Below are 5,476 nucleotides of genomic sequence, written 5' to 3'. Positions count from 1 at the left end.
GGTGATGTGTTGAAAATCGAAGCGATCCGTATCAACGGCAAAGGGGTGTTGCAACTCACGGGAAGTTTGGGGGATGTGATGAAAGAATCAGCCCGAATTGCCCTTTCGGTGGTGAAAACCTTGATCGATGAGGGGAAACTTACGGTAGACCACTCGATTATCCCCCATTCTCCTGCGGAGCGTGAAAGTGATACACCGCTGGAAGCGAGTGAGGTGTATAAACGCTTTGATCTGCATCTTCATGTTCCAGATGGAGCCACCCCAAAAGACGGACCAAGTGCGGGGATCGCAATGTCAACCGTTATCGCATCGATTTTAGCTAACAAAAAAGTGCGTGCCGATATCGCCATGACGGGTGAAGTTTCTCTGACGGGGAATGTCCTCCCTATCGGCGGGCTCAAAGAGAAACTGATCGCCGCACACCGAGCGGGGATGAAGCTTGCCCTTATCCCGCAGAAAAATTATGATCGTGATTTGAGTGATATTCCCGATGAGGTCAAAGCCGCTATCGAGATTATCGGAGTCAGTCGAATCGAAGAGGTGTTGGAGCGCCTTTTAATCGACGCATAATACTCCAAGCTTCGGGTGAGCCGTAAAGGTACCCCCGCAGTTTGGTTCCCACTTTTAAACCTCTGCATTCCTCCCGAAACCCTTTATCCATTACGACATTATGCTCATACGGAGCGATAAACGTGTAATTATCCTCTATGGATACTACCGTATGACGACTGATTATATGTTCACCGCCACATTTTAATGCCTCTTTGTCATGTTGGCTGAGGAGATAACCTCTATGTTTGAAAAAGGCATCGATTCCATACACTAATGATCGTATATTGGCGGGATTAGGAGCGTATGAAAAGGTATCTAAGGTTATGAATTCCATCGATTCAATCAACGATTCATTATCCTCTTCGAGGTAGCGAAAACTGCGGCGGATAGCATCGCGGTAATCTCGCATCATCGGGGCGCTGTAGCGGTGGCGAAAAAAGTTGCGGGTATAGCGCTCATCGGCATTGCTCTGATCGATATGGTGAGGGATGTTATGTTCTGCAAGATACGCTTCGATAGAGTCGCGATCCCATTCGAGAAGAGGACGGAGTATCTCTATCTCGTCTCGTCTATCATGGGAACGGATACCGAGCATTTCAGGAAGACCTGATCCACGGCATATTTGCATCATCAGCCATTCCAGTCGGTCATTGAGTTGATGGGCGGTGAGGAGATAGCGGTAGCTGTGCTTTTTCATCAGATAACTGAAAAAGCGGTATCGCTCTTCGCGGGCACGGTGTTCGAAATTGACCCCACCTAATCGGCACGAGTGGGTATAACAGCTAAGTCCATGTGTGAGGGCAAGCGCCTCAGCACTTTGCTCTTCATCATCGCTTGACGCTCTTGTATGATAGTTGACATGGGCGATATCAAATGCAATATTGTGTTCGATGAGGAGATGGAAGAGGGCGGTAGAATCAACCCCTCCCGAGAATGCGAGTAGGACGCGTCCTTTTTTTAATAGATCAAGGTGGAGAAGATCAGACATTTAAAAAACTTAATATAGTAGTCTTAAATTGTTCAACTTCTGTCAATTTTTTGGAGATTAAGAAGTCAAAAATATCTTCTTTTGATTTTAATTGTTCTCGAATAATGACTTTGTAAAATGTTTTTTCTTTGGCTGATTCTAAATTATACTTTTTTGTTTCTTCTGGAGTAAAAGTTATGAATGCACCTTGTTTGATATAACCATATAAATCTTTTTCGATACTTTCATAGGGCAAAAATAAAATATTATTTTTTCCAAAATGTGCCTCTTTTACATCTCCATCTAAAACACTAATAACATTTTCTGATTGACTAAAAATCTGTTTTATGTGATTTCTTTCCATAAGTTTCACAACGTTGTCAGCTCCACCTATTGGTAAGATAATGTATTTTGCAAAAATTTTCTCTTCCCTTAAAATATATTCAATGAACTCTTTTAATACATCATCTTCTACTAAAAAATATTTGTCATAATCGACAAATCCGTATAAAAGACTTTTTATATAGTTGTATGATTTGTTTTCCAATGTACACATTCCATTGTCGAGTTCCATATAATAGAGCTCATCGCTTTGAAGTGTTTTCATTAATCCTAAAGAATGGGTTGTAAATAAAAGATTGATTTCGTATTGAGAAGCCATGGTTCTTAGTTTTTCGATTAGCCGAACTTGTGCCATCGCATCCAGAGAAATATCGATCTCGTCGATTGCGATAAGCTTACAACGACTTTGAATTAATTTGTAAATACTAATAATAAAATATTCACCGGAACTTAGATAATCTTCTCGAATATAGTAGTTATCAGGCAAAACGATTGCATAATATTTTTTCTTTCGTAGTTCTAATTCTACAAGATTATCGAATCGGTTTGTATCATAGATAAAATTTAACAATTCTATGAGTTCGGTTGGCTTATTGAATTGGTGAGAAATAATCCCTCTTCTTATATCCTGATCAATTTCACTTAATCTTTGAAATTGTTTAAAACGTTCTCCGAAAGGAATCGGCAGTTCAACATTGATATTCTTTTGAATAGTTTCTTCAATACTTCCCTTAAAGTCTAAGGTTTCAACGAGGGGATTGTAGTTAAAAATATAGTTATTATCTTGATTGATCGTATATATGATTTGACTGCTAGTATGAAAAATATGTTTGTTTGAAGTATTGGCGAAGGTATTAGAGGTAATCAGGTTTTGGATTGCTTTGAAAAGAAGGGTCTTCCCTACTCCATTTTTTCCGGCAATCGCCTTTAATTTGTTTTCACTCAAGTCTAATTCAAAAGGGAAATTTTTTATGTGTTGAACATTTGTGATTTCGACTTTAAAATGTAACATTGTGAATATCCCTATGAGTAAACGAATTGACTATGAAGCTTCCGTATCTCTTTTTCAATTTAGCTATATAATAGCTATCTACAGCATTTATATGGCTGAGTAGTCCTGAAACTTTATCAATATTTGATGAGAATTTTTTTAAAAAGTAATCTCTAAATTTTTCTTTATCGGTCAAATAAAAGTGTAAAAGTATTTCTACTTCTTTTTTTAAATTCTTGTCAACTGTTACATATCCTTGTGGAGTTATGATTAGTCCTAAAAGTGCTATTTTTGAACCTCGCTGTTGAATCCGTGTTTTTGATTCGTTTAGCGTAAATGTTTCAAACCCTAAATGAATAAACATATCATTAATAATTGGGAGAACTTTTGTGAGAGACTCTTTCGTTTCAGAAGAAAAAATAAAATCATCTGAATATCTCGTATAAATAATCTCATTTCGAAGACAATAACTTTGTAGAGCGCTATCTAAATCAAAAAGATAGCCATTACTAATAGCTGGTGATGTTGGAGCTCCTACGGGCAAGATACTGTTGTAGGTGACTATATTCATAATAGTATCAATGTGTTTTTCTATATCACTAGGAAGAATTAAAAAGTTATTTTTATTATCTAAAATAAGTTTTTTCAACTTACTTGTATTTATATTGGCAAAAAAAGATTTTATATCTGTATTTAAAACGTATTTACTGTTTTTATGAGGAGAAATAGCATCTTGCGCATTTACCCCTTTACGATACGAGAAAACAACATCTTGATTAAGTGGCAACAATTCAAATAGGAACAAATTGAGAAATTTTTGGAAATCTTTTAATTTTTTCGATGGAGAAAATGTATTTTTAGAATAAAAAATTTCCGTATAATGTTCATTGGTAAGAATGGATAAAAAATCATCAAACTGATAACGCGTATGAAAATAAGAGACGAAAGCATTTTGAAGAGAGGTTTGAGTCACTGAGCACCTTTTACAAAGGGCAAATAATGCCCTTGCATTAGTAAATAAAGCACCTTAGAGGATTAAGCATTTAGACTGAAGATACTTCAAGTCACTCAATCATAAAAGCAATTATATCTTTTTTTGTCTTTAAAGTGTTAATAATATCACACATGAGCTATTACGGTTGCCAGAGGCCGTTTTTCGGCGAGTTCTGTGATGCGAGCACGGTAGATTGTTCCAAAAGAGAGTTCACCTTCAATCTCACGGTCGTTGACGTAGAGTTCACCGTCTACCTCAGGTGCCCAGTTCAGTGCACGTGCGCTGAGAAGGAATTCATGCTCTTCGCTCTCACCGTCGATCACGAGTAAAATCTCACTTCCTACGAGTTTAGCGAGGCTCGCTTCTTCGACTTTGGTGGCGATTTTCCCCAGTTTTTTGGCACGGGCATTGATCGTCTTGGTGGGGATTTTGTCCTCCATCGTATAAGCACTGGTTCCCTCTTCATCGGAGTAGCCAAAAACATTGAGGCGATCAAATCCGAAACTCTCAGCAAACTCCGCCATCTCTTCGAACATGGCTTCAGACTCTTGCGGATGACCGACGATGAAGCTGGTACGGATAAACGCATTTGGTAACGCTTTCATCGCATTGAGGAGTTCTAAGGTTTTCGCTTTTCCAAATCCGCGCTTCATGATACGGAGCATATCGTCGTTGATATGTTGGATCGGCATATCGAAATAGTTATGGAAAATTTTTGAATCACCGATCGATTTAATGAGTTTTAAGGTTGTCGTGGACGGGTAGAGATAAAGGATACGGGCACTTTTGACCCCGTCGATCAGTTCGATCCGCTTGATGAGGTGGATTAGACCATCTTGTATGTTTTGATCGCGCAGATAAGAGCTGGAGTCTTGGGAGACGAAGCTAAAATCATAGTACCCTTTGGCAACGAGCCCTTCAACCTCATGCGCGATACTCTCTAAATCGCGTGAGTGAAGTTTCCCTTTAAACGAGGGGATAGCGCAGAAACTGCACACTTGGTTGCACCCCTCGCTGAGTTTGACATAGGCGTGATAAGATGAACCAGTTACGACCCGTTCAGCACCGTCGATAAGATAAACCTCTGGGGTAAAACGGCTTTGTTTTGCGGCTAGGAGTTCGTCGATTTTGTCGTAATCACCGACGCCGGTAAAGATGTCGACTTCTTTAAGCTCTTTGGATAATTCCTCTTTGTACCGCTCAGAGAGACATCCCGCCATGACGAGAACCGAATTGCTCTTACGTCCCGCATCGAGGTTAAAGATGGTATTGAGCGACTCTTGTTTCGCCGCATCGATAAATCCGCAGGTATTGACGATGATAACATCCGCTTCTTCGCTCGCATCGGTCATTTCAAAATCTTTGAGTCGTCCGAGCATCACCTCGGTATCAACGAGATTTTTGGTGCAGCCGAGGGAAACGATATGAAGTTTTTTGGACATTTTTAGCCTTGAAAATAGTGTAATGATATTATAGCCAATCATTTTTTGGCTACACTTTCAAGATGAGATATATAATCGTCCTTTTAGCTTTAATCCCCTTGATATTTATGGGTGTCATCTTTCTCTACGGATCAGGTATGGTCTGGTTTGATGAGGGAGTGGTGTGGTTGGAGAATGCTTTTAGCTTT

5 protein-coding genes are annotated in these 5,476 nt (G+C 39.3%); 1 reads left to right on the top strand and 4 read right to left on the bottom strand.

Translation table 11 applies throughout. From position 1 onward, the window contains the following. Nucleotides 1-570 (top strand): S16 family serine protease (locus JZU62_RS02320; protein ID WP_295011509.1); only part of this gene is annotated, 570 nt, incomplete at its 5' end. Here JZU62_RS02320 and tilS read toward each other — a convergent pair. The 4 genes from tilS to rimO form a co-directional block, all read right to left on the bottom strand. Next, nucleotides 524-1,540: a tRNA lysidine(34) synthetase TilS gene (tilS, locus tag JZU62_RS02315; protein WP_295011507.1), complete on the bottom strand. Its 1,017-nt coding sequence runs from the start codon at nucleotides 1,538-1,540 to the stop codon at nucleotides 524-526. The genes JZU62_RS02320 and tilS overlap by 47 nt on opposite strands. Further along, complete coding sequence (locus JZU62_RS02310; protein WP_295011505.1) at nucleotides 1,533-2,873, bottom strand: hypothetical protein; 1,341 nt, start codon at nucleotides 2,871-2,873, stop codon at nucleotides 1,533-1,535. Before JZU62_RS02310 ends, tilS begins: the two co-directional genes overlap by 8 nt. Continuing rightward, complete coding sequence (locus JZU62_RS02305) at nucleotides 2,860-3,825, bottom strand: reverse transcriptase domain-containing protein (RefSeq protein ID WP_295011503.1); 966 nt, start codon at nucleotides 3,823-3,825, stop codon at nucleotides 2,860-2,862. Before JZU62_RS02305 ends, JZU62_RS02310 begins: the two co-directional genes overlap by 14 nt. A gap of 146 nt (nucleotides 3,826-3,971) precedes the next feature. After that, complete coding sequence (gene rimO, locus JZU62_RS02300; RefSeq protein ID WP_295011501.1) at nucleotides 3,972-5,288, bottom strand: 30S ribosomal protein S12 methylthiotransferase RimO; 1,317 nt, start codon at nucleotides 5,286-5,288, stop codon at nucleotides 3,972-3,974. Between the last annotated feature and the right edge of the window lie 188 nt (nucleotides 5,289-5,476).

This window comes from Sulfuricurvum sp. (genome assembly GCF_019163035.1).
Classification (GTDB): domain Bacteria; phylum Campylobacterota; class Campylobacteria; order Campylobacterales; family Sulfurimonadaceae; genus Sulfuricurvum.
Note: the sequence above shows the minus strand (reverse complement) of the source record. Positions and strands in the feature narration are given on the sequence as shown.

Coding starts and splice junctions, on each gene's coding strand:
- tilS (WP_295011507.1), bottom strand. CDS start 1,540: ATGTCTGATCTTCTCCACCTTGATCTATTAAAAAAAGGACGCGTCCTA.
- JZU62_RS02310 (WP_295011505.1), bottom strand. CDS start 2,873: ATGTTACATTTTAAAGTCGAAATCACAAATGTTCAACACATAAAAAAT.
- rimO (WP_295011501.1), bottom strand. CDS start 5,288: ATGTCCAAAAAACTTCATATCGTTTCCCTCGGCTGCACCAAAAATCTC.